Origin of the sequence: Pseudomonas sp. Pdm06, assembly GCF_014851795.1 — a bacterium.
GTDB classification, from domain to species: Bacteria; Pseudomonadota; Gammaproteobacteria; order Pseudomonadales; family Pseudomonadaceae; genus Aquipseudomonas; species Aquipseudomonas fluorescens_AA.
The window spans coordinates 1-24,261 of record NZ_JACVAH010000010.1; the positions used below are offsets into that span (position 1 = coordinate 1).

The window sequence follows — 24,261 nt, forward strand, 5'->3', positions numbered from 1 at the left end:
CGGTGGACACAGATCCTGTAAACGACCAAAAACCTGTGTGGGAGCAAAGCTTGCTCGCGAAGACGGCGGTACATTCAGCATTGATGCAAGCAGGCCCACCGCTATCGCGAGCAAGCTCGGCTCCCACAGGGCTCGGCGGTGGACACAGATCTATAAGCGACCAAAAACCTGTGTGGGAGCGGGCTTGCTCGCGAAGACGGCGGTACATTCAGCATTGATGCAAGCAGACCCACCGCTATCGCGAGCAAGCTCGGCTCCCACGGGGCTCGGCGGTGGACGCTGATCCTGTAAACGACCAAAAACCTGTGTGGGAGCAAAGCTTGCTCGCGAAGACGGCGGTACATTCAGCATTGATGCAAGCAGGCCCACCGCTATCGCGAGCAAGCTCGGCTCCCACAGGGCTCGGCAGTGGACACAGATCCTATAAGTGACCAAAAACCTGTGTGGGAGCAAAGCTTGCTCGCGAGGCGGCCTGATAGTCGACCTGCTCTTACGGGTGTACCCAATCCAATTGTGGGAGCGAGCTTGCTCGCGAAGACGGCGGTACATTCAGCATTGATGCAAGCAGGCCCACCGCTATCGCGAGCAAGCTCGGCTCCCACAGGGCTCGGCGGTGGACACAGATCCTATAAGCGACCAAAAACCTGTGTGGGAGCGGGCTTGCTCGCGAAGACGGCGGTACATTCAGCATTGATGCAAGCAGACCCACCGCTATCGCGAGCAAGCCCGGCTCCCACAGGACTCGGCGGTGTGCAGGAATACTGTGCCCACTGAAGATCACGGGTATACCCACACCCAAGTTAAACCCGGAACCGTCCCACCAATGTCTGCAAATGAACCCCCAACCGTGCCAGCTCAGCACTGGAAGCCGCAGTCTCTTCACTGGACGAGGCCGTCTGCTCCGACACATCACGCACATTCAGTACGCTACGGTTGATCTCCTCAGCCACGGCACTCTGCTGCTCGGCGGCAGCCGCGATCTGCTGGTTCATCGATTGGATCGCCGAAACCGTGCGAGTAATGTTCTCCAACGAGCCTCCCGCGCGGCGGGTCAGTTCGACGCTGCTGTCGGTCAGGCTGCGGCTGTTGTCCATGATGGTCGCGACCTGTTCGGTGCCGCTTTGCAGGCCAACAATCAGTTCTGCGATTTCTTCGGTGGACTTCTGGGTGCGCTGGGCCAGGCTGCGGACTTCATCGGCCACCACAGCGAAGCCTCGTCCTGCCTCGCCGGCACGGGCTGCCTCGATGGCTGCGTTGAGCGCCAGCAGGTTGGTCTGCTGGGCCACGGACTTGATCACGTCCAGGACGCTGCCGATTTTGTCGCTTTCGCGCTTCAAATCGCCCATGGCCGCGGTGGAGTTGCCCACCTCCTTGGCCAGCCGCTCGATCTGGGCAATGGCCTCGCCCACTACTTTGTCGCCTTCGCGGGCCTGTTGGTCGGCAGCGAGGGCGGCTTCGGAGGCTTCCTCGGCGTTGCGGGCGACTTCCTGCACCGTGGCGGTCATTTCGTGCATGGCGGTGGCGACCTGATCGGTTTCCACTTTCTGGCTGTTGACCCCGGCGCTGGTCTGCTCGGTGACGGCGGAGAGTTGTTCGGCGGCGCTGGAGATCTGGGTCACACCTTCGCTGATGCCACCGATCAATTGTCGCAGGCCCACGGTCATGCTTTGCATGGCGCGTTGCAGTTGGCCCAGTTCGTCGCGACGGTCGGAGGTGAGGTTGTGGGTCAGGTCGCCGGCGGCGACGCGTTCGGCAACTTTCAAGGTCTGGCCGAGCGGGCCCACGATCTGCCGGGTGATGAATAGCGCGGCGATCACGCCAAACAGCAGCGCCAGGGCGGCCGCTACGATCAGGACCATCTTGGCTTGTGCGGCGTCGTGGTCACGCACGGCTGTCTGGGACACGGTCAGCTTCTGGCTGGCATCCATCAGTATCTGACCCTGCTCGCTCATGCGCTGGAGGGCAGCGGCGTTGTCGATTTGCGAGTCGCGGAACTGGGCGACCGCCGCGCGATAGAGGTTGAACGAGTCGCTGGCCTGCTGCAGGTTGGCGGCGTGTTCCTGGGGCAATTGGTCTGGCAGGCGCGCAAGCAGTTTGAGGACGGCGTCGATGGCATCGAGGGCGGGTTGCTGGGCGTCGCTCTTGCCGCTGTAGGTGTAGCCGCGAACCTGGTAGCGGGCTTGCTGGATGGCCTTGCTCAGGGTGACCACGTTGTTGAACGGGGTGACGTCGCCGGCTTGCAGCATCGACGTTTCAACTTCGGCGACGCGGGCCACGGCGTTGTCGGCGCTGGCGCCGAGTTTGCTGCGTGCATCTTCGCGGCTGACGGTGGCGCGGGTCATCTGGGCGAAGGCGCCTTTGTATTCGGCGACGGCGGCCAGTTGCTTGTCGATCAGCGCGACGTCGGCTGGCTGTTCGATCAATTCGCGAGCGGTTTTCAGCCCGGCCTCGAGCTTGCCAAGCAGATCGTTGACCGCTTGCGGTCCTTTCTCGCCCCGCGTGGTGTTGTAGTCGATGCTGGCCAGGTTCAAGTCTTTGCTCAAGTCGTTGAGACTGGCAATGAACCCCAGTTTGTCGCCCCGGCTGATGACATTGCCCAGGCCGGACCAACCGGTGAATGCAATCATCAAGGTGAGGAACAGCACCAGGCCGAAGCCTGCGCCGAGTTTGCGATTAACGCCTACGTTTCCCAGACCCTGGGCAAGCCACCGGAACATGCTGATACTCCCTTGTAGCGCTGATTGGTTTTATCAGGGCTATATCGGCAGTTCGGGCGGGATCTGTAGAAAAATAGACGTAATGCGTTCCCGTGGCGAGGGAGCTTGCTCCCGCTCGGCTGCGAAGCCGTCGCAAAGTCTGACGGCGCTGGTGGCCGCTTCGCGCCCAAGCGGGAGCAAGCTCCCTCGCCACGGGGGGTATATTTTTAGACCTTGAAGCGACCTACCAGCGTTTGCAAATGCACCCCCAGCCGCGCCAGTTCGGCGCTGGAGGCTGCGGTTTCTTCACTGGAAGAAGCCGTTTGTTCGGACACATCGCGAACGTTCACGACGCTGCGGTTGATCTCTTCGGCGACGGCACTCTGCTGCTCGGCGGCAGCGGCGATCTGTTGGTTCATCGACTGGATCGCCGAGACGGTGCGGGTGATGTTTTCCAGTGAGCCGCCGGCGCGGCGGGTCAATTCGACGCTGCTGTCGGTCAGGTTGCGGCTGTTGTCCAGGGTGGTCGCGACCTGTTCGGTGCCCGATTGCAGGCCGAGGATAAGCCCTTCGATTTCTTCGGTGGACTTCTGGGTGCGCTGGGCCAGGCTGCGAACTTCGTCGGCCACCACCGCGAAACCACGTCCGGCTTCACCGGCCCGGGCCGCCTCGATCGCCGCGTTGAGGGCCAGCAGGTTGGTTTGCTGGGCCACGGACTTGATCACGTCCAGGACGCTGCCGATCTTGTCGCTCTCGCGTTTGAGATGGCCCATGGCTTCGGTGGAGTTGCCCACTTCCTTGGACAGGCGTTCGATCTGGGCAATGGCTTCGCCCACGACTTTTTCGCCTTCGCGCGCCTGTTGGTCTGCGGCGACGGCGGCTTCGGAAGCTTCCTCGGCGTTGCGCGCCACTTCCTGCACGGTGGCGGTCATTTCGTGCATGGCGGTGGCGACCTGGTCGGTTTCCACTTTCTGGCTGTTGACCCCGGCGCTGGTCTGTTCGGTGACGGCGGAGAGTTGTTCGGCGGCGCTGGCGATTTGCGTGACGCTGTCGCTGATACCACCGATCAGTTGCCGCAAGCTGATCACCATTCGCTGCAGGCTGCCCTGTAATTGGCCCATGTCGTCACGGCGGGTGACCACCAGGTTATGGCTCAAGTCACCGGAGGCGACACGTTCGAGGGCAACCAGGGTCTGTTGCAGGGGAGCAACGATCTGCCGGGTAATGATCCATGCGGCAAGCAGGCCAAACGCTAACGCCAGAATGGCGACGGTAATCAGGACCTCTTTCGCATGAATCGTCTCCAGGTCGCGCTTCTCAATCTGTGAGGCCGTCAAATGATCGTTCAGGTCATGCAAGCGGGTGTCTTGCTCCACCATTCTCTTGAGAGCTGAGGCGCTGGCGACCTGCGAGTCGCGGAACTGGCTGACAGCGGCGCGATAGGCTTTCATCGATTCGCTGGCTTGTTGCAGATTGGCGGCGTGCTGTTCCGGCAGTTTGCCCGGCAAGCTCTCAAGGTTTTTCAAGACGTTTTCGATAGCATCCAGCGCAGGCTGCTCGGCGTCGGCCTTACCGCTGTAGGTGTAGCCGCGGACTTGGTAACGCGCTTGCTGGATCAGTTTGCTCAGTTCAACCACGTTGTCGAATTGAGGGACGCTGTCGCCTTGTCGCAAGGCATTTTCGACGTCTGTCACTTTGGCGACAGCGTTGTCGGCGTTGGCGCCAAGCTTGGATCGGGCCGATTCGCGGTTCTGCGTCGCTTGGGTCAGGTCCACGAAGGCGCGTTTGTATTCATCGACGTTAGCCAGTTGCTGATTGAGCAACGCCTGGTCAGCCGGTCGCACAAACTGTTTGAGGGCCGCTTGTATGCTCTCTTGAAGCTTGCCCAAGAGCTCGTTGACGGCTGTTGGCCCTTGTTCGCCGCGCCGCATCTCGTAGTCGAGGCGGGCCACCCGCAGATCCTTGGCCGCCTCGTTGAGACTGGCGATGGACGCCTGTTTATCCGAGCGGCTGATCACACTGCTCAGACTGTTCCAGCCGGCGAAGGTGCTCAAGAGGGTCATGAGCAGTACCAGGCCAAAACCGAAACCCAGTTTGCGATTGACGCTTACGTTTCCCAGCTTTTCGGTTAGCCAACTGAACATGCTGATACTCCCGCGAACCTTTTTATAGGCCTTATGAGAGGAGTATCGACCATATGACGGGGTTCTGTAGAAATTAGGCGGGACTCTTGCGTGGCGCGAAGGCTTGCTCCTGCTCGGTTGCGAATGGGTCGCAAGTCTGTCCGTCGCCGATGGCCGCTGCGGGCCCAAGCGGGAGCAAGCTCCCTCGCCACCGGGGCGGTGTTCGCCGATCAGACCTTGAAGCGTCCCACCAGCGTCTGCAAATGAGCCCCCAGCCGCGCCAGTTCGGCACTGGAGGCGGCGGTTTCTTCGCTGGAGGCGGCAGTCTGTTCGGACACGTCGCGAACATTCAACACGCTGCGGTTGATCTCTTCGGCCACGGCGCTCTGTTGCTCGGCCGCGGCGGCGATCTGTTGGTTCATCGACTGGATCGCCGAGACGGTGCGGGTGATGTTTTCCAGTGAGCCACCGGCACGGCGGGTCAATTCGACGCTGCTGTCGGTCAGGCTGCGGCTGTTGTCCAGGCTGGTCGCGACCTGTTCGGTTCCGGTCTGCAGGCCAAGAACCAGTTGCTCGATCTCTTCAGTGGACTTCTGGGTGCGCTGGGCCAGGCTGCGCACCTCGTCGGCCACCACCGCAAACCCACGCCCGGCTTCACCGGCCCGGGCCGCCTCGATGGCCGCGTTGAGGGCCAGCAGGTTGGTTTGCTGGGCCACGGACTTGATCACGTCCAGGACGCTGCCGATCTTGTCGCTCTCGCGTTTGAGGTGGCCCATGGCTTCGGTGGAATTGCCCACCGCGCTGGAAAGACGCTCGATCTGGGCGATGGCTTCGCCCACGACTTTTTCGCCTTCGCGAGCCTGTTGGTCCGCGGCGGCCGTTGCTTCGCTCGCTTGTTCGGCATTGCGCGCCACTTCCTGCACGGTGGCGGTCATTTCGTGCATGGCGGTAGCGACCTGATCGGTTTCCACTTTCTGGCTGTTGACCCCGGCGCTGGTCTGTTCGGTCACGGCCGAGAGCTGTTCGGCGGCGCTGGCGATTTGCGTGACGCCGTCGCTGATGCCGCCGATCAATTGCCGCAGGCCCACGGTCATGCTCTGCATGGCCCGTTGCAGTTGGCCCAGTTCGTCGCGGCGCTCGGAGCTGAGGTTGTGGGTCAGGTCGCCTGCCGCCACGCGTTCGGCGACCTTGAGGGTCTGTTCCAGCGGGGTGACGATCTGCCGGGTGATCGCCAGGGCGGCGATCACCCCGAAGAAGAAGGCCAGGGCGGCGGCCGATGCCAGCAAAATCTTGGCTTCGCTGGCTTCATGGTCGCGCACGATGGTCTGGGACTGGGTGAGATTTCCGCTGGCCTCGCGTAGCACCACCCCTAAATCGGACATGCGCTTGATCGCGGCAGCGCTTGCGGTCTGGGCATCACGGAACTGGCCGACCACTGCACGATAAGTCTTGAACGATTCGTTGGCCTGTCGCAGGTTGGCGGCGTGTTCGTCTGGTAGTTGGGTCGGCAGGCTGGCGAGGGTTTTCAACGCGCTATCGATGGCATCCAGGGCAGGCTGTTCGGCGTCGGCCTGGCCGCTATAGGTGTAGCCGCGAACCTGATAGCGGGCTTGCTGGATGGCCTTGCTCAGGCTGACCACACTGTCGAATTGAGCAACGTCGGCGCTTTGCCGCATGGCGTTTTCAACGTTGGCGACACGGGCTACGGCGTTGTCGGCATTGGTGCCCAGTTTGCTGCGTGCATCCTCGCGACTGGCAATGGCGCGGGTCAAATCGGCGAAGGCAACCTTGTAGTCGGCGATAGCCCCCAGTTGTTTGTCGAGGAGCACCATGTCGGCTGGCTGTTCGATCGATTGACGGGCGGTTTGTAGCCCAGGCTCCAATTTTCCGAGCAGATCGTTGATTTCCCCTGGGCCCTTTTCACCGCGGGTCGAAAAATAGTCCATGCGCGCGGTACGCAGGTCCTTGGTCTGGTCGTTCAGGCTGGCAATGAGCCCGAGCATGTCACCGTGGGCAATCACGCGGCTCAGGCCGATCCATCCGGTGAAAGCGATCATCAAGGTCAAGAACAGCACCAGGCCGAAACCGAAGCCAAGTTTGCGATTGACGCCTACGTTACCTAGCCATTGGAACATGCTGATACTCCCTTGAAGGGCGGAACTGCTTTGTGTAAAGCACTATCGGCCCATAAAGGAATAACAGGAGAAATGAGTTAGATGCGTTTGGAATACCGTGGCAAACCAAAAGGATCAGAACAGCCGGGCGAGCAGCGCCGTAACCGCAGTCTCGACCCGCAGGATTCGCTCGCCCAGCTGAACCGGTTGCAGGCCGGCCTTGCCCAGCAGGTCGATCTCGTAGGGAATCCAACCGCCTTCGGGGCCGATGGCCAAGGTCACCGGTTCTGTTAGCGCTCGCGGGCAGGGCCGGTGGTTGCCAGGGTGGCCGACCAGGCCGAGGGTGCCATTCGCGATGGCCGGCAGGCGGTCCTCGACGAAGGGTTTGAAGCGTTTTTCGATGATGATTTCCGGCAGCACGCTGTCCCGGGCTTGTTCCAGGCCCAGGATCAGTTGCTCACGGATGGCCTCGGGCTCCAGGAACGGCGTCTGCCAAAAGCTCTTTTCCACGCGATAGCTGTTGACCAGCACCACCCGTGGCACGCCCATGGTGGCGACCGTCTGGAACACTCGCCTGAGCATTTTCGGACGCGGCAGCGCCAGCACCAGGGTCAACGGCAACTTGGCCGGTGGCGGTTGGTCGAGGGCCACTTGCAGTTCGGCCTCGCGAGCTTCCAGGCGCAGCACCTGGGCCGAGCCCATCAACCCACCGATGCGCCCGACCCGCAGGCTGTCACCGACGACACTGCGATGGACTTCCTGCATGTGGGTCAACCGGCGATCGCTGAGGATGACGCGGTCAGGCCCGATGAAATCGGCCTCTTCGAGCAGCAGCAGGTTCACGCTTGGGTCGCTGGCGGCTGATCGTTGTGGTCATCGACTGGCTGGTCCTCGGGTTCTTCTTCCCGGCGCTTGCGCACCAGCCCACCGAACAGGATGCCGATCTCGAACAGCAGCCACATCGGCACCGCCAGCAGGGTCTGGGAGAAAATGTCCGGCGGGGTCAGGATCATGCCGACCACAAAGCAGCCGATGATCACGTAGGGGCGGATTTTCTTCAGGTAGGCCACGTCGACCACGCCGATCCACACCAGCAGCACCACGGCCACGGGGATTTCGAACGCCACGCCGAAGGCGAAGAACAGCGTCATGACGAAATCCAGGTAGCTGCTGATGTCGGTCATCATCTCCACGCCCGCCGGGGTGGCGGCGGCGAAGAACTTGAAGATCAGCGGGAACACCAGGTAATAGGCGAAGGCCATGCCGGTGTAGAACAGCAGGATGCTGGACACCAACAGCGGCACGGCGATGCGCTTTTCATGCTTGTACAGGCCCGGTGCGATGAAGCCCCAGATCTGGTGCAGGATCACCGGGATCGCCAGGAACAGCGAGACCATCATGGTCAGTTTCAATGGCGTCAGGAACGGCGACGACACGTCGGTGGCGATCATTGTCGCGCCTACCGGCAGATACTGGCGCAGTGGCGTGGAGACGAATGTGTAGATCTGCTGGGTGAAGGAAAACAGCCCGGCGAAGATGATGAACACCGACGCGACGCAACGCAGCAGGCGGGTGCGCAACTCGGTGAGGTGCGATACCAGCGGCATCGGCTGGTCGTTTTCAGGAATATCGCTCATGGGGCTCGCGGCGGCAAAGTAGGATCGTTAGGCGCAGGGACGGCCGGGGGCGCTGTATCCGCGACCGTCGGTGTCACTGGCGCCGGTTCAGCCACCGGCGCGCCACCTTCTGGCGCTTGGGAAGCTACCGTCGGCTCGGCCACAGGCTGAACTGGCGTCGGTTCCTGCTGGGTGGGCGTGAAGATTTTCCGCGCCTCCTGCTCCAGGGACAGAATGTGTTCGTTGTGCAGTTGCCGACGGATGTCGTCGGCACCGATTTCACGTTCAACTTCCTGTTTGATCGCATTGAAGCTGCGCTTCAGGCGCCCGATCCAGAGACCGGCGGTGCGCGCAGCACCCGGCAGGCGCTCGGGGCCCAGCACCAGCAGGGCGACGAGGCCGACGAGCAGCAGTTCAGTGAAGCTGATCCCAAACATTAGTCAGTGCTCACGAGTCTTTGCGGATGGGCTCTTCGACTTTTTGGGCCTGCACGTCGATGGTATTCGGCGCATTCACAGGCTGAGTGGCCTGTGGGTGTACCGGTTGGGTCGGTTGTGCGGGCTGAGCCTGGTTTGTCGTCGGATCGGCCGCTTTCTCGTCATCGTTCATGGCCTTGCGAAAACCCTTGATCGACTCGCCGACATCGGTGCCGAGGTTCTTCAGTTTCTTGGTACCGAACACCAGCACCACGACGACCAGGATGACGACCCAGTGTTTCCAGTCAAAGATACCCATGTGGCTACTCCTCTCAAAAATTGATCAGGCGGACGGGCGCGAGGCTTTCTCGACGTGCCCGGACAGACCGAAGCGACGGTCCAGTTCATCCAGTACGGCCTGCGGATGCTGCCCCAGTTGGGCCAGCATGACCAGGCTGTGGAACCACAGGTCGGCGGTCTCGTAGATCACGTCGCTGCAGTCGCCGCTGATGGCGGCGTCCTTGGCGGCGATGATGGTCTCGACGGATTCTTCGCCGACCTTTTCCAGAATCTTGTTCAAGCCCTTGTGGTACAGGCTGGCGACATAGGAGCTGTCGGCCGCGGCGCCCTTGCGCTCTTCCAGCACCTGGGCCAGGCGGGTCAGGGTGTCACTCATGGGTATGTCCTGAATAAATGGCATGCGGGTCCTTGAGCACCGGGTCGACGGTTTTCCAGTCGCCGTTCTCGAAGACGCGATAGAAGCAGCTTTGACGGCCGGTGTGGCAGGCAATCTCACCGACCTGCTCGACCATCAGGATGATGACGTCGCCGTCGCAGTCCAGACGCATCTCATGCAGATGCTGCACATGCCCGGACTCTTCACCCTTGCGCCACAGCTTGCCACGGGAACGTGACCAATAGATGGCTCGGTTCTCGGCGGCGGTGAGGGCCAGTGCTTCACGGTTCATCCAGGCCATCATCAATACGCGCCCGGTCTTGTGGTCCTGGGCGATGGCCGGCACCAGGCCGTCAGCGTCCCACTTGATCTCGTCCTGCCAGTTTTTCATCGTTGACTCCGACCATGGGCCGCGCACCTGACGTCGGCGGGCCCAGCGTTGAAACAGTGTGCCAGCGCGAACCGGTGCTGGCTATCGGCGAACGACCAGATACAGACCGACCGCCATCATGATACCGGCCGGCCAGTGACCCAGTTGGCTCAACGGCCCGCCGGTCGCCAGCACTGCGCCGCCGCCCAGGTGAGCCGCGCCAAGCAGGCGCAACAGCCAGTCGTCCTTGCGTCGGTGCCACGGTGGCGCCGGGTCGTGGGCGTGGGGTTGGGACATGCGTTCGAGCAGGTCGCGGGTCATATTGGCCAGGTGCGGGATCTGCTCGAACTGGCTCTGCACGTTGCCCAGCAAGGCGCGCGGGCTGACACGCTCGCGCATCCAGCGTTCGAGGAACGGTTGGGCGGTGTTCCACAGGTCGAGGTCCGGGTACAGCTGGCGACCGAGGCCTTCGATGTTCAACAGGGTTTTCTGCAACAGCACCAACTGGGGCTGAACCTCCATGTTGAAGCGTCGCGCGGTCTGGAACAGGCGCATCAGTACCTGGCCGAAGGAAATATCTTTTAACGGTTTTTCGAAGATCGGTTCGCACACGGTACGGATCGCCGCTTCGAATTCGTTGAGCTTGGTCTCGGCTGGCACCCAGCCCGAATCGATGTGCAGTTGGGCGACACGGCGGTAATCACGCTTGAAGAAGGCGAACAGGTTGCGGGCCAGGTAGTCCTGGTCCTCGGGAGTCAGGCTGCCGACGATGCCGCAGTCGATGGCGATGTATTGCGGGCTCCACGGTTGCACGGTGCTGACGAAGATGTTGCCCGGGTGCATGTCGGCGTGGAAGAAACTGTCGCGGAACACCTGGGTGAAGAAGATTTCCACGCCGCGTTCGGCCAGCAGTTTCATGTCGGTGCGCTGGTCGGCCAGGGTCGCCAGGTCGGTGACCTGAATGCCGTAGATGCGCTCCATCACCAGTACTTTCGGCCGGCACCAGTCCCAATAGACCTGCGGCACATAGAGCAGCGGCGAGCCTTCGAAGTTGCGGCGCAGCTGGCTGGCGTTGGCGGCCTCGCGCAGCAGGTCGAGTTCGTCGTAGATGGTTTTTTCGTAGTCCTGGACCACGTCCACCGGGTGCAGCAGGCGGGCATCGGCCGACAACCGTTCGGCGGCGCGGGCGAGGATGAACAGCCACGCCAGGTCCTGGGCGATGATGGGTTTGAGGCCTGGGCGGATGACCTTGACCACCACCTCTTCGCCGCTCTTGAGCTGGGCGGCGTGAACCTGGGCCACGGAGGCCGAGGCCAGGGGCTCGACGTCGAAACGGCTGAACACTTCGCTGATCTTCTTGCCCAGTTGTTCCTCGATCAGCGCCACCGACAGCTTGGAATCGAACGGCGGCACGCGGTCTTGCAACAGCATCAGTTCATCGGCGATGTCTTCGGGCAGCAGGTCGCGGCGGGTCGAGAGGATCTGCCCGAACTTGATGAAGATCGGTCCCAGGTCCTGCAAGGCCAGGCGCAGGCGCGCGCCACGCGTCAGGTCCAGGGTTCGTCGGGGGAACCAGCGCCACGGCAGCACGAAGCGCAGCGCCAGGAGAAACCAGGGCAGCGGCAGGGCGAACAGCAGGTCATCGAGGCGGTAGCGGATCACGACGCGCTGGATGCGCAACAAACGGCGGACGGCAAGCAGCTTCATGCGTTATCGCTTGGTTTCAAGGGATCGGGAAAGGCGCTCGAAACGCGCCTCGAGACGTTCCAGGTCAAGCTTGACCTGGTCCAGTTCATCAAAACGGGCCTGGGCCTCGCGTTGGCCTACGAGGGTACGCGATTCTTCGGCCAGGTATTCACTCAGATTCTGTCCCAGGCTGGCGAAGCCCTGGCGATACCAGCGACGGCGGCTGTGCAAATGGCCGCTGAGCAACTGGGTCGCCACCGGGCCGATCCAGCGGGACACTTCGTATTCCCAGTCCAGCTCCAGGTCCTGGAGAATCGCCGCCAGCTCCAGCAGCACGCCACTGTCGCCGTCGAGCTCGACTTCGGGGCTGTGCAGCACCGCGGTCTTGTCCTTGCCCAGGGCCAGGTTCAGCAGGCTCGCGGCTGGGGCACGCAGGGTGCAATCCGCTTCGGCTTCCCAGTGGGCGGCGAGCATCAGGCCTTCGTCGCTGGGCAGGATGAACAACTGCAACGCCGGGCTGCGGCAGTCGACGGCGATCACCTTGCCGCTCAAGTGCGCCAGGCGCGCGAGCGCCGTGCTGTCCAGGCGCAATACCCGGTTGATGCCGAGTTCGACACTGGCGAGCAGGCCGGTGAGCAACATCAGGGCTTGATACCGCGGTGCAGGGCGACGATACCGGCGGTCATGTTGTGGTAGGTCACGCGGTCGAAACCGGCCTCGACCATCATCGACTTCAGGGTTTCCTGGTTCGGGTGCATGCGGATCGATTCGGCCAGGTAGCGATAGCTTTCCGAGTCATTGGTGATCAGCTTGCCCATCAGCGGCATGAAGGCGAACGAGTAGGCGTCATAGGCCTTGGACATCAGCGCGTTGGTCGGCTTGGAGAACTCCAGCACCAGCAGGCGGCCGCCGGGCTTGAGCACGCGCAGCATCGAGCGCAGGGCGTCTTCCTTGTGGGTGACGTTGCGCAGGCCGAAGGCGATGGTCACGCAGTCGAAATGGTTGTCGGGGAACGGCAGCTTTTCGGCGTCGGCCTGGACGAACTCGACATTGCCGGCCACCCCCAGGTCCAGCAGGCGGTCGCGGCCGACCTTGAGCATGGACTCGTTGATGTCGGCCAGCACCACCTGGCCGGTCGGCCCGACGATGTGGGAAAACTTCTTCGTCAGGTCACCCGTGCCGCCAGCGATGTCCAGCACACGATTGCCGCTGCGCACGCCCGACAGCTCGATCGCGAAACGCTTCCACAGGCGGTGCATGCCACCCGAGAGCAGGTCGTTCATCAAGTCATACTTGGCGGCTACCGAGTGGAAAACCTCAGCGACTTTTTCCGCTTTCTGGCTTTCCGGCACGTTCTTGAAGCCGAAGTGAGTGGTGGGTTCGGCATCGCTGCCTTTGCGCTGATCAGTCATATCGCGGTCACCAAAAAAGAATGCGGGACATTCTAATCCCGGTGGAGGGCTTTGTCTTGGCAAGGCTGAAGGTAAGATGGGCGACCGCCGGGACGTTTTGACGCAGCCAGGGTCTGAAACGTTCAGGCAAGTCCCGATAAAACAGGAGTCACCCGATGGCCCGTATAACTGTTGAGCGTGCCCATGGCCTGGGCAAGGAAGCGGCGCGAGAGAAAGCCGACAAGCTGGCGCAGAAGTTGTCCGACAGCTATGGCCTGGAGCCGCAGTGGGTGGGCGACACCCTGAAACTCAAGCGTTCCGGGGTCAAGGGCGAAGTGCATGTGGGCGAGGATTCGATCCGCGTCGACGTGGAGCTGGGCATGTTGATGTCGGCCATGAGCGGCACGATCAAGACGGAAATTGAAAAGGCGTTGGATAAGGCGTTGGCCTGATCGACCGAAAGGGTGGGGTGGAACACATCCAAGTTCACCACCTACTCCTGTGGGAGCGGGCTTGCTCGCGAAAGCGGTGGATCAGTCGACATCAATAGTGAATGGTCCACCGCATTCGCGAGCAAGCCCGCTCCCACATGAAGTCATCGCCTTCAGTGTTTGTGTCAGTTGTTAGGGTGCCGTTTCTAATTATTGTCACTACTTTGTGCCTGAGCCCGTCCATGTGCGGGCAGTTCCTCAAACCTTTTTTCGAGTGAGGTGCACCATGGCCAAAGTTATTCTGAAGAAAAAAACCGACGTTGAATCTTCCACGCTCAGCGACGTGAAAACGTACGCGCGCAAGATCTGGCTGGCTGGCCTGGGCGCCTACACGAAGGTCGGCCAGGAAGGCAGCGGGTACTTCCAGGAGTTGGTAAAGGCTGGCGAAGTTATTGAAACCAAAGGCAAAAAGAAAATTGCCGGGAAACTTGAAGCGGCCAACAGCGAATTGATTGAAGCCAAGAGTGACGTCAATACTTTCAAGGCCCGGGTTGAAGTACAACTCGATAAAGTCGAGAAGGTATTCGATGCGCGTGTTGCAAGTGCCTTGAATCGTATCGGCATTCCGTCTAAACATGACGTTGAGACACTCTCTGCTAAGCTCGATGAGCTGACAGCATTGCTCGAACGTGTCGCGCGTAAACATTAAGGAGAACGGGATGGCTGGCAAAAAAATCACAGAAAAAGAGGGCAGCTCGTGGGCCGGGAAGATTGAAAAATATTCCCGCAAAATCTGGCTTGCTGGTTTAGGCGTGTACTCGAAGATCGACACTGACGGCAGCAAGCTCTTCGAGTCCCTGGTTAAGGACGGCGAAAAGGCCGAAAAACTCACCAAGACGGCAGTCGGCAAACAGGTCGATGCCGCCAAGGACTCTGCCGAGTCCGCCAAGTCGCGCATCGGTGGCGTGAAGGATCGGGCACTGGGTAAATGGGACGAACTGGAAGGGGCTTTCGACAAGCGCCTGAACAGCGCGATCTCGCGCCTGGGCGTGCCGAGCCGTAATGAAGTCAAGGCGCTGCACAGCAAGGTCGACACCCTGACCAAGCAGATCGAAAAACTCACCGGCGCCAAAGTCGCACCCGTGGCGACCAAGACGGCTGCGGCCAAACCGGCCGCTAAAACGGCAGCCAAACCACTGGTCAAGGCTGCGGCAAAACCCGCAGCCAAACCAGCGGCCAAGCCTGCGGCTAAAACCGCAGCGGCCAAACCTGCTGCCAAGGCGACGGCCAAACCGGTAGCGGCGAAAGCGGCAGCCAAGCCCGCCGCCAAACCGGCTGCCAAGCCAGCGACCAAGGCTGCTGCAGCTAAACCCGCAGCGGCCAAGCCAGCGGCCAAGCCAGCGGCTAAGCCTGCAGCCAAGCCAGCGGCAAAAGCGGCGGCCAAACCCGCTGCGGCGAAAAAGCCTGCCGTGAAAAAACCGGCCGCGCCAAAAGCTGCCGCACCCAAGGCGCCAACCGCGGCCGCCAAACCGGCAACCCCGGCGAGCACGGCGAACTCCGCCGCCGCGCCGACCCCGGTCGCCACTCCAGCACCAACGGCGACTCCAACGACGCCTTCCACCCAGTCCTGATTCTGCGGGACATGCAAAAACGCCCGGCCTGTGAAGGTCGGGCGTTTTTGTTTGTACGCGGGTCAACCTGTGGGAGCGAGCTTTGTGGGAGCAAGCTTTGCTCCCACAAAGCTCGCTCCCACAATGGATCTTCCACTGCTGGTCGTTAGTCATGCTCTTCCAGGTACCGCAACGCCAGCCGCTCCGTCGCCACCTTGGTCGCGGGCGGCAGGTGCGGTGCCACCAGCATCATGATCTGGTAGACCACCAGTCGAACCTCGCCCTCGCGGTCCAGGATCCGCTGGTAGTCCAGGGAAAACAGCAACGTCATGGTGATCTGCTCCACCAGTTGCCCCAGGGCCTGGGTATCGCTGACCAGCAGATCCTGGGCCTTGAGCTGCGCCAGCAGTGAGGCGAGGGTTCGCTTCAGGGCGTTGAGCAATTGACGGATGCCCTTGGCCAGCTTCGGCAGGCGCCCGGCCAGGTTCGACAGGTCCTGGAACAGAAACCGGTATTGGGCCAGGCGCTCGACGATCAAGTGGAGGAACAGCCAGTAGTCTTCCGGCGCCAACTGCGCATCCGCCGGTGGGTCCAGCAGCGGTGCCAGTTCGCTCTGGAAGCGCTCGAACAACCCTAGGATCAGCGGTTCCTTGCCATGGAAGTGGTAGTAGAGGTTGCCTGGGCTGATGCCCATTTCGTTGGCAACTTCCATCGTGGATACGTTCGGTTCGCCCTTTTCGTTGAATAATTGCAGGGCACATTCAAGGATGCGGTCGCGGGTTTTCATCCGGTCTTCTTAATGATCGAGTCGTGCCACGGCCAATCGCCTGGCCGTGGGGTAGGGGCTTCAGCGCACGCGAACATAGGTGCCGGGGGCGGCGTCCAGAGGCGGGTAGTTCGCGTTGCCCAAGGTCATCTGGGTTTCGTGCTGGGCGCCGGAGCGCTCCTGGATCCAGCCCAGCCATTGCGTCCACCAACTCCCTTCGACGTGGGCGGCGTCGTAGTACCAGGCCCGTGGGTCGCTGCTCATTTTTGCACTTTCGATGTAGTTGGCCTTGGGGTTGCCCGGTGGGTTGAGAATGCTCTGGACATGGCCACTGTTGGAAAGCACGAAACGTTTGTCGCCACCGAGCAACAGCGTCGAGCGATAGACGGCGTCCCAGGGCGTGATGTGGTCGTTGATGCCGGCCACGCTGAAGCTGTCCACCGTCACTTTCTGCAGGTCGATGGGCGTGCCGCACACTTCCAGGCCGCCGGGGTGGGTCAGTGGGTTGTGCTTGAAGAAGTCCAACAGATCGCCGTGGTAAGCCGCCGGCAGCCGCGTGCAGTCGTTGTTCCAGTAGAGGATGTCGAAGGCCGGCGGCTCTTTGCCCAGCAGGTAGTTGTTGATGAAGTAGGTCCAGATCAGGTCGTTGGGACGCATCCAGGCGAACACCCGGGCCATGTCGCGACCATCGAGAATGCCCTTCTGGTAGGAGCGGCGCTTGGCGGCCTCGAGGGTCTGCTCGTCGATGAACAGCGTGGCCTGGCTGTCGATCTGACTGTCCAGCAGGCTCACCAGGTACGTCGCACTGGCGACCCGCCGCAGCTGGCGCTTGGCTTGCAGGTGGCCTTGCAGGGCGGCGATGGTCATGCCACCGGCACAGGCCCCCATCAGGTTGACCTCACGGGCGCCGGTGATCGCCCGGCAGACGTTCATGGCCTCTTCCGTGGCCTCGACATAGCTGGACAGGCCCCATTCGCGGTGGCGTACGTCAGGGTTGCGCCAACTGATGATGAACACCTGCAAGCCGTTTTTCAGGGCGTACTGAACGAAGCTGTTGGAGGGGCTGAGGTCGAAAATGTAGAACTTGTTGATCTGTGGCGGCACGATCAGCAATGGCTTGGCGTATTGCTTTTCGCTCATGGGCCGGTACTGGATCAGTTCGAGCAATTCGTTGCGAAACACCACTGCGCCGGGTGTGGTCGCCAGGGTCTTGCCGACTTCAAAGGCATGGGGCGTGGTTTGCCGCGGCAAGCCGTCGTTGTGCAGCAGGTCGTCCACCAGGTGGCTGATGCCTCGAACCAGGCTGGCGCCGCCGGAGTTGAACAGTTCCTTGACCGCCAGCGGGTTGAGCAAGGTGTTGGACGGCGATACGGCGTCGTTGAGCAGGGCGAAGGCGAAGTGGGCGCGGGCGCGGTCATCCGGGCTCATGTCGCTTTCGTCAATCCAGCTCTTGACCTGTTTTTGCCAGCTCAGGTAGGCCTGCAGGCTGCGGCGGTAGAACGGATTGAGCTGCCAGGTGGGGTCGGCGAAACGCGGGTCGTTGGGGTTGGTAGGGTGCAGGGTGTCGCCCAGCAGCACACGGCCTAGTTGACCGCCCAGTTTCAACGCATGCCGGGCACTGTGCACCGGGTTGCGCAAACCGTGTGCGGCCACGCTGCGCAAGGTGGACAGCAGGTCCCTGCCACGCAGGCCGGTGACCGCACTTTGTGCGTTGATGAAGCTGGCAGGGGCGGGCATGGAACCCTTCGCCGGTTTGTCGCGCATGAGTCAACTCCTTCGTCATCAGGCTAAAAACAAACACACCGAACCAGACAACATAGTCGCTGTTTCGGGTCGCTGCGCGATCCGGCGTCCTGCCAGGCGCAAATGGGCGGTTTCAGCCGCCGCCCAGCGGCGAGGGATGCGGATGCATCACGGCACGCTGACGTTCTTCCTCCAGGAACTTCATGATGATCGGCGCCACCGCCTCGGCCCGGGTGATCAGGAACAGATGGCCGTCATCGATGATGTGCAATTGGGCGTTGGGAATGCGCCAGGCCAGCATGCGCATGTTGATCAAGGGAATCAGCGGGTCGTCATCGCCGGCCAGCACCAGTGTGGGCTGGTGGATCTTGTGCAGCCAATGGATGCTGGTCCAGCCGAGGCCGGCGAACAGTTGCCAGTAATAACCGAGCTTGCCCGCCGAACGAACCTTGGCCGCGTGGCTGGCCGCCAGGCTCGGGTCACGGCGGAACGAACCGCCATAGATCAGCGGTGCGATACGCATCACATGGGAAGGCTGAACGTAGCGCCGGGGGCTGGCCATCATCCACAGCACCTTCGGTTTGCCCGGCACCATCACCGCCCCGGCCGCCGTGGCCGCCAGCACCAGCTTCTTGCAGCGCTCCGGGTAGTCGTAGGCAAACTGCTGGGCCAGGGCGCCCCCCCAGGACACGCCGATCACGTTGACCTGCCCGTAGTCGAGGTAATCGAGCATTCGCGCGGTGAGCTTGGCCAGGCCCGGAAAGCGATACGGCCGGTTGGGCGTCGATGAGCCGCCGACACCGGGCACGTCAAAGGCGATGACTTCCAGGTCCGGGTCCAGGGCCTGGATGAACGGGAACACCAGCTCGAGGTTGGCGCCGATGCCGTTGAAAATCAGCAAGGGCGTCAAGTGAGGCTTGCCGGGACGTACCGCGGTGCGCAAGGTCTGGCCATCCAGATCGACGGTACGGAAGATGTACGGTTGCGGCATGCTTCAAGCCCTGTGGGTTGGGTCGCTGTCTTTCATTTTTCCCCGATCCCCTGTGGGAGCGAGCTTGCTCGCGATAACGGTGTGTCAGCCTACATTGATGTTGGATGTACCGCCGTCATCGCGAGCAAGCTCGCTCCCACAGGGGGATCTGCTGTGAACATGGATTTTATGTTCGCCAGCGCTGTGGGCCTTGCATTCAGTGTCGGCTGGCGGGATGTATTCGTGAGCAAGCCCACCCCGCAGCAGACGAGTTGTATCCCTTACCGCTCATGCACATAGGTGCCGGGCGCTGCTTCACCGGCCGGATAGGCCTTGTTGCCTAGCACGGTCGGGGCTTTTTTCAGTTTGCCCGAGCGCTCGGCCTGCCAGGCCTGCCAATGCAGCCACCAGGAGTCGGTGTGCTTGGTTGAATTCTCCTGCCAGTCTTCGGCCTTGGCCGGCATGTCATCACTGGTCATGTAGCGCGACTTGGGGTTGCCTGGCGGGTTGAGGATGCTCTGGATATGCCCGCTGCTCGACAGCACGAACTCCACCTTGCCGCCAAACAACTGCGCCGACTTGTAGCAGGACTTCCACGGCGTGATGTGGTCGTTGGTGCCGGCCAGGGAGAAGATGTCGGCGGTGACCTGCTTGAGATCGATGGGCGTGCCGCACACTTCCAGTGCGTTGGGGCGGATCAGTGGATTGTTCTTGAACATTTCGATGAGGTCGCCGTGGAACGCCGCCGGCAGCCGCGTGGTGTCGTTGTTCCAGAACAGGATGTCGAACACGGGCGGTTCGTTGCCCAACAGGTAATTGTTGACCCAGTAGTTCCAGATCAGGTCGTTGGGGCGCATCCAGGCGAAGACCTTGGCCATGTCGCGGCCTTCGAGTACGCCGGCCTGGTAGGAGTGGCGCTTGGCCGCTTCGAGGGTCTGTTCGTCGACGAACAGCGCCACGTCGGTGTCCAGGGTGGTGTCGAGCACGCTCACCAGCAAGGTCAGGGCATTGACCTTTTTCTCGCCGAGGGCGGCGTAGTGGCCCAGCAGCGCGGTGCAGGTGATGCCGCCCGAGCAGGCGCCGAGCATGTTCACGTCCTTGCTGCCGGTAATGGCCGTGACCACATCCACCGCCTCCTTGAGCGCCTCGATGTAGGTCGACAGGCCCCACTCGCGCTGCTCCTTGGTGGGGTTGCGCCAGCTGACGATGAAGGTCTGCACGTTGCTGCGCAGGCAGAAGCGCGCCAGGCTTTTGTCCGGGCTCAGGTCGAACACGTAGAACTTGTTGATCTGTGGCGGTACAACCAGCAGGGGGCGCTCGTGGACCTGCTCGGTGATGGGCCGGTACTGGATCAGCTCCAGCACGTCGTTGCGAAACACCACGGCGCCTTCGGTCACGCCCAGGCTCTTGCCGACCTCGAACGCGCCCATGTTCACCTGGCTCGGCATCCCGCCGTTGTGCACCAGGTCCTTGGCCAGGTGGGACAGGCCGTCCAGCAGGCTCTTGCCGCCGGTTTCGAAGAAGCGCTTGACCGCCGCCGGGTTGGCCGCCGAATTGGTCGGGGCCATGGCTTCGGTCATCAGGTTGATCACAAAATGCCCGCGGCTGATGTCCGCGGGCGAGAGGCTGCTGTCGTCGATCCAGGCGTGCAGCTCCTTGCGCCACGCCAGGTAGGTTTGCAGGTAGCGTTTGTAGAGCGGGTTCTGGCTCCACGCCGGGTCGGCGAAGCGGCGGTCGTCGCCGGCCGGTTGCAGCTCGGATTTGCCGAACAGGACATTCTTGAGTTCGACGCCGAAATGGGCGACATGCTTGACGCTGTGCAGCGGTTGCTTGATGGCCTGGGTCAGCACCATGCGGGCAGAGGCCAGCAGGTCTTTCCTGCGCAAGCCGACGACGGGATTCAACCCCAGGGTATTTTCCGAGGCCTGGTACTTCAGGTCATCGTTGTTCTTGTTGCTCATCTACGACGCTCCATTGTCCTTCAGACGAGTACCCGGTTGGTGCCATGAAGCCACACAGCCGATACCAGGTACGCTGCTCGGGTGACCATTAATTCCGCATCGAGGGCCAATGAGGAAACGTATGCCAGGAACTCGCCGGTTCCTTTGCAGGGAACTTGCCAGCTCCATTGGTTACCCGAGTTTAATTTTTTTCGCAAGCAGGCCAGTCATTGACGTTGCTGCGCGGGCATTCAAGCAGATGAGTCTAGAAAAATCGCCCTAAAGCGCCAGCCCTTGAGCTAGAGCATCAGCTTGACGACGGACGCGTTCGGATCGCGGGTTTTTCCGGCGGCCTTGAGTTCGCCAAGATAATCGTTCCACAGGTCCTGCTGGCGCACCGCCAACTGGTAGAGATAGTCCCAGGTGAACAATCCGCTGTCGTGGCCGTCGTCGAAGGTCAGTTTCAGTGCGTACTGGCCGGCCGGTTCGACCTTGGTCAGGGCAACGTTGAGCTTGCCGTATTGCAGGATGGGTTTGCCATGGCCCTGGACCTCGGCGGAAGGCGAGTGCACCCGCAGGAATTCGGCCGGCAGGTGGTACTCCTCGTCCGGCGCGTATTTGAGCGTCAGGGTCTTGGAGGCTTTGTGCAGGTTGATGGCGGTGGGGAGTTTGGTCATGGCCTGTGATCCGTCTCGGAAGGATGCCTTCTGCAAAAGCGACACGGTCCATGTGGGAGCGAGCTTGCTCGCGATAGCGGTTTGACAGTCAACTCATGGGTTGAATGTGATGCCGCCATCGCGAGCAAGCTCGCTCCCACAGGTCCCGGGAAATCTGTCGGTGGGTTACAGGATATACCGCGACAGGTCTTCGTTCTGCGCCAATTCACCCAAGTGGCTGTTGACGTACTCGGCGTCGATGAGGATCGGCGCTTCGTTGTGGGCGCTGGCCAGGTCGCCGGCGCTGAATGACACTTCCTCGAGCAAGCGCTCGAGCAGCGTGTGCAGGCGACGGGCACCGATGTTCTCGGTCTTCTCGTTGACCTGCCAGGCAATCTGGGCCAGGCGCTTGATGCCTTCTGGCGTGAACTCGATGCTCAGGCCTTCGGTCTTGAGCAGCGCGCAATACTGTTCGGTCAGGGACGCATGGGGCTCGCTCAGGATGCGCTCGAAGTCTTCCGGCGTCAGCGCCTTGAGTTCGACGCGGATCGGCAGGCGGCCTTGCAGCTCCGGCACCAGGTCGCTCGGTTTGCTCAGGTGGAACGCACCGGAAGCGATGAACAGGATGTGGTCGGTCTTGACCATGCCCAGCTTGGTGTTGACCGTGCAGCCTTCGATCAGCGGCAGCAGGTCGCGTTGTACACCTTCGCGGGACACATCGGCACCGCCGACATTGCCGCGCTTGGCGACCTTGTCGATTTCGTCGATGAACACGATGCCATGCTGTTCGACCGCTTCCAGGGCCTTGGCCTTCAATTCTTCTTCGTTGACCAGGCGGCCGGCTTCTTCGTCGCGCACCAGCTTCAGCGCTTCCTTGACCTTGAGCTTGCGGCTTTTCTTCTTGCCCTTGCCCATGTTGGCGAACAGGCTCTGCAACTGGTTGGTCATTTCTTCCATGCCCGGCGGCGCGGAAATGTCGACGCCGGCCATCTCGGCCACTTCGATCTCGATTTCCTTGTCGTCTAGCTGGCCTTCGCGCAGGCGCTTGCGGAACAGCTGGCGGGTGTTGGAATCCTGGGTCGCGGCGGCGTCGGCGTTGAAGCCCATGCGCGCCGGTGGCAGCAGGGCGTCGAGGATGCGCTCTTCGGCGGCGTCTTCGGCGCGGTGGCGGACCTTGGTGATTTCCTGTTCGCGCAACAGCTTGATCGCGGCATCGGCCAGGTCACGGATGATTGACTCGACGTCGCGGCCGACATAGCCGACTTCGGTGAACTTGGTGGCTTCGACCTTGATGAACGGCGCGTTGGCGAGCTTGGCCAGGCGCCGGGCGATTTCGGTCTTGCCGACACCGGTCGGGCCGATCATCAGGATGTTCTTGGGGGTCACTTCGACGCGCAGCTCTTCGGGCAACTGCATCCGGCGCCAGCGATTACGCAGGGCGATGGCGACGGCGCGCTTGGCATCGTCCTGGCCGATGATATGGCGGTTGAGTTCGTGGACGATTTCGCGGGGAGTCATGGACATAATAATTGGCGGTCCTCAAGCAAGAATGAGCCGGTGCACGGGTGGCAGGCTTATTCGGCGAGGTCCTGCTCCTCAATGGTCTGGGTGTGGTTGGTGAAGACACAGATGTCGCCGGCGATGCCCAAGGCAGTCTCGACGATCTCGCGGGCCGACAGGTCGGTTTTTTTCAGCAGGGCGCTGGCCGCGGCCTGGGCGTAGGCACCGCCGGAACCCATGGCGATCAAGCCATCCTCGGGCTCAACGACGTCGCCGTTGCCGGTGATGATCAGCGAGGCGTCCTTGTTGGCGACCGCGAGCATGGCTTCGAGGCGGCTCAGGGAGCGGTCGGTCCGCCATTCCTTGGCCAGCTCCACGGCGGCGCGGACCAGATGGCCCTGGTGTTTTTCAAGCTGGCCTTCGAATCGTTCGAACAGGGTGAAAGCATCGGCGGTGGCGCCGGCGAACCCGGCGATGACTTCGCCGTGATACAGGCGGCGGACTTTTTTCGCGTTGCCTTTCATCACGGTGTTGCCCAGTGAAACCTGGCCGTCGCCGCCCATGACGACTTTGCCATGACGGCGGACTGAAACGATGGTGGTCAAGGGAGAGTCTCCACGCAGCGGGGCGAAAATGCCCGGATGGAACTCATATGGGGGTGACGTGGGGTTTTTCAACTGTGGGGTGGGGGAGGGGACGAGCGGCATCTGGCCGTTTGTGTCAAAGAAATGCTCTGTGGCGAGGGAGCTTGCTCCCGCTGGACCGCGTAGCGGTCCCAGGCTTTTGAGGGCTGCTGCGCAGCCCAGCGGGAGCAAGCTCCCTCGCCACAAAAGCCATAGCCACAGGCGTTCTCGGTGGGAATCAGCGGCTCTGGCGTTGTTGTAACAACAGGTTGCTGAAACCACTGCCCGCCAATTGTTTCTGGGCCTTGGTCAGTTCCTCGCGGTTACTGAACGGGCCGACCAATACCCGGTACCAGGTTTCGTCCTTCACCGTCCCGGATTCCACGGACACGGACTGGCCCAGCAGAATGATCTGCGCGCGGACCTTGTCGGCGTCGGCTTCCTTGCGGAACGAGCCGGCCTGCAGGAAGAACTTCGTCACCGGCGCGGCCTTCTGCACCGGAGGGGCTGGTGGCGGCGTGATGCCGGCCAGGGCCGCCTGGGCGCGAGCAGTGTCGATCTTCGCCGCTTCGGCCGGGGTCACCGGTGTGGTGGGCACTTGCGGCGTCGGCAGGGTTTTCTCCGGCACGGCATCGGGCGGCACGATGACTTCCGATTCTGGCAGCAGGGTGTAGAAGTCGTATTTCGGCTTCACCGGTTGCGTCGGGCTCGGCGGGGTCTTGTTGGCTTCGGCGATGCGCGTGGCCTTCTGCTGCTCTTGGCGGACGCGCTTGACGTCATCGCCCTGGCCCGGCTCCAGCTTCATCAAGAACACAATGAACGCGCCGACGGTCAGGCCGATGGCCATCCACAACCAACCTGGAATCGGTTTTTTGGCTGGAGGCTGGTAACGACTGGCGCCGCGCTTGGGTGCAGGTTTTTTCTTGGCGGCCAA

22 protein-coding genes and 3 pseudogenes are annotated in these 24,261 nt (G+C 61.9%); 3 read left to right on the forward strand and 22 right to left on the reverse strand.

Translation table 11 applies throughout. The annotated features are described in order from the left end of the window. Positions 1-800: 800 nt before the first annotated feature. From IB266_RS31190 to ubiE, 14 genes and pseudogenes are all read right to left on the reverse strand, one after another. Positions 801-1,673 (reverse strand): methyl-accepting chemotaxis protein, encoded by an 873-nt coding sequence (locus IB266_RS31190; RefSeq protein ID WP_404942620.1) that lies wholly within the window; start codon positions 1,671-1,673, stop codon positions 801-803. Then, a pseudogene (locus tag IB266_RS31195) lies at positions 1,659-2,717 on the reverse strand (methyl-accepting chemotaxis protein); the annotation flags it as partial. The gene IB266_RS31190 and the pseudogene IB266_RS31195, both read right to left, overlap by 15 nt. Before the next feature lie 206 nt (positions 2,718-2,923). Then, the gene (locus tag IB266_RS31200; protein ID WP_412548310.1) at positions 2,924-3,787 is read right to left on the reverse strand and encodes a methyl-accepting chemotaxis protein; all 864 of its coding nucleotides are present in this window, start codon (positions 3,785-3,787) and stop codon (positions 2,924-2,926) included. Continuing rightward, positions 3,779-4,840 (reverse strand): annotated as a pseudogene (locus tag IB266_RS31205) (methyl-accepting chemotaxis protein); the annotation flags it as partial. The gene IB266_RS31200 and the pseudogene IB266_RS31205, both read right to left, overlap by 9 nt. 209 nt (positions 4,841-5,049) lie before the next feature. Further along, positions 5,050-6,954 carry a methyl-accepting chemotaxis protein gene (locus IB266_RS17015; RefSeq protein ID WP_192261868.1) on the reverse strand — a complete coding sequence of 635 codons (1,905 nt, stop codon included), beginning with the start codon at positions 6,952-6,954 and terminating at the stop codon, positions 5,050-5,052. Between the two features lie 114 nt (positions 6,955-7,068). Continuing rightward, complete coding sequence (locus IB266_RS17020) at positions 7,069-7,776, reverse strand: 16S rRNA (uracil(1498)-N(3))-methyltransferase (protein ID WP_192261869.1); 708 nt, start codon at positions 7,774-7,776, stop codon at positions 7,069-7,071. Then, complete coding sequence (gene tatC, locus IB266_RS17025; RefSeq protein ID WP_192261870.1) at positions 7,773-8,570, reverse strand: twin-arginine translocase subunit TatC; 798 nt, start codon at positions 8,568-8,570, stop codon at positions 7,773-7,775. The genes IB266_RS17020 and tatC overlap by 4 nt, the downstream gene beginning before the upstream one ends. Further along, on the reverse strand, positions 8,567-8,986 hold the full coding sequence (tatB, locus tag IB266_RS17030) for a Sec-independent protein translocase protein TatB (protein ID WP_092175263.1): 420 nt from the start codon (positions 8,984-8,986) through the stop codon (positions 8,567-8,569). The genes tatC and tatB overlap by 4 nt, the downstream gene beginning before the upstream one ends. Positions 8,987-8,996: 10 nt before the next feature. After that, the gene (locus IB266_RS17035; RefSeq protein ID WP_192261871.1) at positions 8,997-9,284 is read right to left on the reverse strand and encodes a twin-arginine translocase TatA/TatE family subunit; all 288 of its coding nucleotides are present in this window, start codon (positions 9,282-9,284) and stop codon (positions 8,997-8,999) included. 24 nt (positions 9,285-9,308) lie between these two features. Further along, positions 9,309-9,641, reverse strand: coding sequence for a phosphoribosyl-ATP diphosphatase (locus IB266_RS17040; protein ID WP_003186671.1), 333 nt, complete (start codon positions 9,639-9,641; stop codon positions 9,309-9,311). Next, positions 9,634-10,032: a phosphoribosyl-AMP cyclohydrolase gene (hisI, locus tag IB266_RS17045; RefSeq protein WP_003196931.1), complete on the reverse strand. Its 399-nt coding sequence runs from the start codon at positions 10,030-10,032 to the stop codon at positions 9,634-9,636. Before hisI ends, IB266_RS17040 begins: the two co-directional genes overlap by 8 nt. An 81-nt stretch (positions 10,033-10,113) precedes the next feature. Further along, positions 10,114-11,718, reverse strand: coding sequence for a ubiquinone biosynthesis regulatory protein kinase UbiB (gene ubiB, locus IB266_RS17050; RefSeq protein WP_060739574.1), 1,605 nt, complete (start codon positions 11,716-11,718; stop codon positions 10,114-10,116). Then, positions 11,715-12,339 (reverse strand): annotated as a pseudogene (locus tag IB266_RS17055) (SCP2 domain-containing protein). Before IB266_RS17055 ends, ubiB begins: the two are co-directional and overlap by 4 nt. Continuing rightward, positions 12,339-13,109, reverse strand: a complete 771-nt coding sequence (gene ubiE, locus IB266_RS17060) for a bifunctional demethylmenaquinone methyltransferase/2-methoxy-6-polyprenyl-1,4-benzoquinol methylase UbiE (RefSeq protein WP_003196937.1) — start codon at positions 13,107-13,109, stop codon at positions 12,339-12,341. Before ubiE ends, IB266_RS17055 begins: the two are co-directional and overlap by 1 nt. Before the next feature lie 155 nt (positions 13,110-13,264). Here ubiE and IB266_RS17065 point away from each other — a divergent pair, with 155 nt between their 5' ends. From IB266_RS17065 to IB266_RS17075, 3 genes are all read left to right on the forward strand, one after another. After that, positions 13,265-13,540: a polyhydroxyalkanoic acid system family protein gene (locus IB266_RS17065; RefSeq protein ID WP_060739573.1), complete on the forward strand. Its 276-nt coding sequence runs from the start codon at positions 13,265-13,267 to the stop codon at positions 13,538-13,540. A gap of 265 nt (positions 13,541-13,805) precedes the next feature. Then, a complete protein-coding gene (locus IB266_RS17070; RefSeq protein WP_060739572.1) occupies positions 13,806-14,228 on the forward strand; it encodes a phasin family protein in 423 nt (140 codons plus the stop codon). Positions 14,229-14,238: 10 nt separating this feature from the next. Continuing rightward, complete coding sequence (locus tag IB266_RS17075; RefSeq protein WP_192261987.1) at positions 14,239-15,150, forward strand: phasin family protein; 912 nt, start codon at positions 14,239-14,241, stop codon at positions 15,148-15,150. 145 nt (positions 15,151-15,295) lie between these two features. On the opposite strand, the gene IB266_RS17080 is transcribed toward IB266_RS17075, so the two are convergent. From IB266_RS17080 to IB266_RS17115, 8 genes are all read right to left on the reverse strand, one after another. Next, positions 15,296-15,916, reverse strand: coding sequence for a TetR/AcrR family transcriptional regulator (locus IB266_RS17080; RefSeq protein WP_060739570.1), 621 nt, complete (start codon positions 15,914-15,916; stop codon positions 15,296-15,298). Positions 15,917-15,976: 60 nt separating this feature from the next. Further along, a complete protein-coding gene (gene phaC / locus IB266_RS17085; RefSeq protein ID WP_192261872.1) occupies positions 15,977-17,659 on the reverse strand; it encodes a class II poly(R)-hydroxyalkanoic acid synthase in 1,683 nt (560 codons plus the stop codon). A 112-nt stretch (positions 17,660-17,771) separates the two neighbouring features. Continuing rightward, positions 17,772-18,629, reverse strand: a complete 858-nt coding sequence (phaZ, locus tag IB266_RS17090; protein ID WP_003186648.1) for a poly(3-hydroxyalkanoate) depolymerase — start codon at positions 18,627-18,629, stop codon at positions 17,772-17,774. 260 nt (positions 18,630-18,889) lie between these two features. Continuing rightward, positions 18,890-20,569: a class II poly(R)-hydroxyalkanoic acid synthase gene (gene phaC / locus IB266_RS17095; protein WP_072407362.1), complete on the reverse strand. Its 1,680-nt coding sequence runs from the start codon at positions 20,567-20,569 to the stop codon at positions 18,890-18,892. Between the two features lie 278 nt (positions 20,570-20,847). After that, positions 20,848-21,225 (reverse strand): gamma-butyrobetaine hydroxylase-like domain-containing protein, encoded by a 378-nt coding sequence (locus tag IB266_RS17100; protein WP_060739567.1) that lies wholly within the window; start codon positions 21,223-21,225, stop codon positions 20,848-20,850. Between the two features lie 165 nt (positions 21,226-21,390). Beyond that, on the reverse strand, positions 21,391-22,728 hold the full coding sequence (gene hslU / locus IB266_RS17105) for an ATP-dependent protease ATPase subunit HslU (protein WP_053117636.1): 1,338 nt from the start codon (positions 22,726-22,728) through the stop codon (positions 21,391-21,393). A gap of 50 nt (positions 22,729-22,778) precedes the next feature. Next, on the reverse strand, positions 22,779-23,309 hold the full coding sequence (gene hslV, locus IB266_RS17110) for an ATP-dependent protease subunit HslV (RefSeq protein WP_003196958.1): 531 nt from the start codon (positions 23,307-23,309) through the stop codon (positions 22,779-22,781). Positions 23,310-23,565: 256 nt separating this feature from the next. Beyond that, entirely contained in the window at positions 23,566-24,261 is a 696-nt protein-coding gene (locus tag IB266_RS17115) for an SPOR domain-containing protein (protein ID WP_003196959.1), read from the reverse strand.

Bases quoted from the DNA above. Each gene is read 5' to 3' on its own strand.
- IB266_RS31190 (WP_404942620.1), bottom strand. From the start codon at position 1,673: ATGCAAAGCATGACCGTGGGCCTGCGACAATTGATCGGTGGCATCAGC.
- IB266_RS31200 (WP_412548310.1), bottom strand. From the start codon at position 3,787: ATGGTGATCAGCTTGCGGCAACTGATCGGTGGTATCAGCGACAGCGTC.
- IB266_RS17015 (WP_192261868.1), bottom strand. From the start codon at position 6,954: ATGTTCCAATGGCTAGGTAACGTAGGCGTCAATCGCAAACTTGGCTTC.
- tatC (WP_192261870.1), bottom strand. From the start codon at position 8,570: ATGAGCGATATTCCTGAAAACGACCAGCCGATGCCGCTGGTATCGCAC.
- tatB (WP_092175263.1), bottom strand. From the start codon at position 8,986: ATGTTTGGGATCAGCTTCACTGAACTGCTGCTCGTCGGCCTCGTCGCC.
- IB266_RS17035 (WP_192261871.1), bottom strand. From the start codon at position 9,284: ATGGGTATCTTTGACTGGAAACACTGGGTCGTCATCCTGGTCGTCGTG.
- IB266_RS17040 (WP_003186671.1), bottom strand. From the start codon at position 9,641: ATGAGTGACACCCTGACCCGCCTGGCCCAGGTGCTGGAAGAGCGCAAG.
- hisI (WP_003196931.1), bottom strand. From the start codon at position 10,032: ATGAAAAACTGGCAGGACGAGATCAAGTGGGACGCTGACGGCCTGGTG.
- ubiB (WP_060739574.1), bottom strand. From the start codon at position 11,718: ATGAAGCTGCTTGCCGTCCGCCGTTTGTTGCGCATCCAGCGCGTCGTG.
- ubiE (WP_003196937.1), bottom strand. From the start codon at position 13,109: ATGACTGATCAGCGCAAAGGCAGCGATGCCGAACCCACCACTCACTTC.
- IB266_RS17065 (WP_060739573.1), top strand. From the start codon at position 13,265: ATGGCCCGTATAACTGTTGAGCGTGCCCATGGCCTGGGCAAGGAAGCG.
- IB266_RS17070 (WP_060739572.1), top strand. From the start codon at position 13,806: ATGGCCAAAGTTATTCTGAAGAAAAAAACCGACGTTGAATCTTCCACG.
- IB266_RS17075 (WP_192261987.1), top strand. From the start codon at position 14,239: ATGGCTGGCAAAAAAATCACAGAAAAAGAGGGCAGCTCGTGGGCCGGG.
- IB266_RS17080 (WP_060739570.1), bottom strand. From the start codon at position 15,916: ATGAAAACCCGCGACCGCATCCTTGAATGTGCCCTGCAATTATTCAAC.
- phaC (WP_192261872.1), bottom strand. From the start codon at position 17,659: ATGCGCGACAAACCGGCGAAGGGTTCCATGCCCGCCCCTGCCAGCTTC.
- phaZ (WP_003186648.1), bottom strand. From the start codon at position 18,629: ATGCCGCAACCGTACATCTTCCGTACCGTCGATCTGGATGGCCAGACC.
- phaC (WP_072407362.1), bottom strand. From the start codon at position 20,569: ATGAGCAACAAGAACAACGATGACCTGAAGTACCAGGCCTCGGAAAAT.
- IB266_RS17100 (WP_060739567.1), bottom strand. From the start codon at position 21,225: ATGACCAAACTCCCCACCGCCATCAACCTGCACAAAGCCTCCAAGACC.
- hslU (WP_053117636.1), bottom strand. From the start codon at position 22,728: ATGTCCATGACTCCCCGCGAAATCGTCCACGAACTCAACCGCCATATC.